Below are 3,103 nucleotides of genomic sequence, written 5' to 3'. Positions count from 1 at the left end.
GTTGCGGGTGACACACTGATGATCCGCACACGGGGCGGTACCGTTGAAAGCAGGGTGATCCAGGCCGTAAACGGCACGCAGCTGGTGGTCGCCACGCCTTTCACGGCAGAGCCGTTACCTAACGCTGTATTCGTCATCGATGCAGGGCAGTTGCGCCTGCAATACTTCCGCGTTACGAACCTGAGATTTGATGATGAAGAAAACACCTTCACAATCACCGGGGCCGAATATAACGCATCAAAATATGATGCGGTCGATAACAATGCCCGCCTGGACACACCGCCAATTAGTCTGATACCAACCGGCCTCGTCAACCAGCCGACCAATATCGTGGTAGCGAGCTATGACGCAGTGCGCCAGGGGCAGCGAGTGGCTACCCTGACGGCATCCTGGGATGCGCCGGTCGACAAGAACGGCAAACCACAGGCGGATGTCATAGCCTATCGGGTGCAGTGGAAGCGCGGCGACAATGAGTGGGTTAACGTACCGGAGACCGGTCTTCGCAATATCGAAGCGCCTGGCATCTTCGAGGGTGATTATCTGGTCCGTGTACGCGCGATCAACTCCGGCGGTGCATCGAGTCTCTGGGCAACTTCCGCGCTTACACACCTGAAGGGACGCGCGGGTGAGGTACCCAAACCTGTCGGGCTTAAGGCCTCCGAAGACGTCGTATTCGGAATCAACGTCACCTGGGGATTCCCGGCTAATACCGGCGACACCCTGAGCACTGAGCTGCAATACAGCATTGCCGCTGACGGCTCGAATCCGATGCTTTTGGCATCTGTACCGTATCCGCAGAAACTTTATCAACAGATGGGGCTGAAGGCGGGGCAGGAATTCTGGTATCAGGCACGGCTTGTCGACAGGATCGGGAATCAGAGCGGTTGGACCGACTGGGTGCGCGGGCAGGCCAGCATCGATGTATCCGATATCACCGATGCGATCCTGGAGGAGATTAAAGATTCCGAGGTATTTAAGGATCTGATTGAAAGTGCTGTAGACAGTAACGAGAAACTGGCCGAGCTTTCTGATGCAATTAAGGAGAACGCCGATGGGCTGGCTGCCGCCGTAGGTTCGAATAAGCAGACAGCAGAAGCAATCATCGGCAACGCGCTGGCTATTGCCGATGTTATCGTGCGCCAGACAGCCCAACAGGGCGCTAACTCTGCGACATTCGAACAGCTCCGGGAGGTGATCGCTACTGAAACGGAGGCGCGCGTAACGGATGTTACCCGTCTTGAGGCAAAAACTGCGCAGAACGAGGCAGGAGTTACCGAGGTAAGGCAGGCTCTGTCAGATGAAGCTCAGGCAAGGGCTACTGCTGTTGACCAGCTCACTGCGAGTACTCAGGTCATTTCTGATAAAGCTGATTCGGCTTCGAGTAAAGCTGACGCTGCATCAGGTAAGGCAGATGCGGCTGAACAAGCCAGCTCACAAAACACTGCTGATATCACCACGTTGCGACAGGTTGTCACAGACACGACTTCATCAATGGCATCCCGCCTGGAGGAGCTGGGAGCAAGAACCGATACTGCCAGCGGCGGCATCCAGAATAACGCTATCGCGCTAATAACGAGTACGCTGGCGCAGGTTGATCAGCGGGTGAGACTCAGCGCGCAGTACGGTGACAGCAAGGCCGGCATCGATCGTATTGATAACGTCATGGCAAGCGACAGGGAGGCAACAGCACGTTCGCTGCTAAGTTTGCAGACTGACGTGAACGGCAACAAGGCATCCATCAACAGCCTAAACCAGACGTTCTCCGATTATCAGCAGGCCACCGCCACGCAGATAAACGGCATCACGGCGACCATCAACGGGCACACTTCAGCGATCACCACCAACGCGCAGGCCATTGCGAACGTCAACGGCGACCTGAAGGCGATGTACAGCATTAAGGTCGGGTTATCCAGCAATGGTCAGCTTTACGCGGCAGGGATGGGGATCGGCGTGGAGAATACGCCGTCCGGCATGCAGTCGCAGGTTATCTTCCTGGCTGACCGCTTCGCCGTAACGCACCAGGCCGGAGCCACGGTGTCCCTTCCGTTCGTCATCCAGAACGGGCAGGTGTTCATCAACGATGCTTACTTCAGGGATGCCAGCATCCAGTTCGCAAAAATTACAGATTCACTGAAATCCAATAATTTTGTGACCGGGAAGACAGGCTGGAATATGCCGAAAAGTGGTAACGCTGAACTGAACAATGTCACCGTTCGCGGGGCTTTGTATGCAACGACTGGTAATTTCGGGTTTAGCGGGCCGAACAAGGCGACGGTGATAGACAGTAATGGTGTAACTATCAACCTGACCGGAGGCGGCCGTATCGTACTTGGAGAATGGACATAACATGCCAAGAGGACTACTGATTGATCTGAATGATGGCGGAAAGCGGATGGAGATAACGGCGGGTCTTCGGTGCCCGTCTTTTGGAGCCTACTTTGACAGTGGCTACCAGAAAGCAAAGTACGCTGATATTGCCGGTTATGTTTCCGGGGCGCAGGTGCTGTTTATCCCGCACGCGACAGCTTACCTTGATTCAGGGCTGCTTCATAAAATGAACTCGGTCACCATATCCGGTGGCCGCGTGACGCAGAACTCCACGATGAAGGATGTAAGCATCAGTGAGCGTGAAAGTACGTACACGTTCCCCGGTAGCCTCTGGCAGATATTTCCGTCAGGCCAGCGTAGTGGTGTGGGTCTTCTCATCAGCAACAGCACTGACTTCACCTCAATAACCAATGCCACGCAGTCAGGGCAGTGTATCTGGAAGGGGACCGTCAATGTCCCCACAGGCGGCTGGGCAGTTCCCACGATAGCGGGGTACGACAAGTCCAAATATATCATCTTTGGGCGCTGCAATAGCGGCAACACCGTCGATTTTGATGGCAACACGGTCAGGTTCTTCAGCCCTCCATCCACCAACGATGATGCTCCAACGACCGGCACGATAGATATTGTCATCTTTGCCAGTGGCGTGGCGCCGCAGCCGGGCACCGGGCTCAACATCTTCAATGCAGCCGGGGCCTGCACGTTTTCGACGACAAAGCGGCCTTTCGTCTACCTCAACCAGCTATGGACACCTTCGAAAAATGCCGTGAGCATC

At 55.2% G+C, this 3,103-nt stretch carries 2 protein-coding genes; both read left to right on the top strand.

Annotated features, from left to right (window positions below):
• Positions 1-2,346, top strand: a 2,346-nt coding sequence (locus tag ACOTX5_RS26275) for a phage tail tip fiber protein (protein ID WP_421632516.1), incomplete at its 5' end; no start/stop codon positions are given.
• A 1-nt stretch (position 2,347) separates the two neighbouring features.
• Positions 2,348-3,103, top strand: a 756-nt coding sequence (locus ACOTX5_RS26270) for a DUF6453 family protein (protein WP_421632515.1), incomplete at its 3' end; no start/stop codon positions are given.

This window comes from Enterobacter cloacae complex sp. IR5441 (genome assembly GCF_049238215.1).
Lineage (GTDB): Bacteria > Pseudomonadota > Gammaproteobacteria > Enterobacterales > Enterobacteriaceae > Enterobacter > Enterobacter hormaechei_C.
The sequence above is the reverse complement of the archived record's forward strand: the minus strand, read 5'-3'. Positions and strand labels throughout refer to the sequence as shown.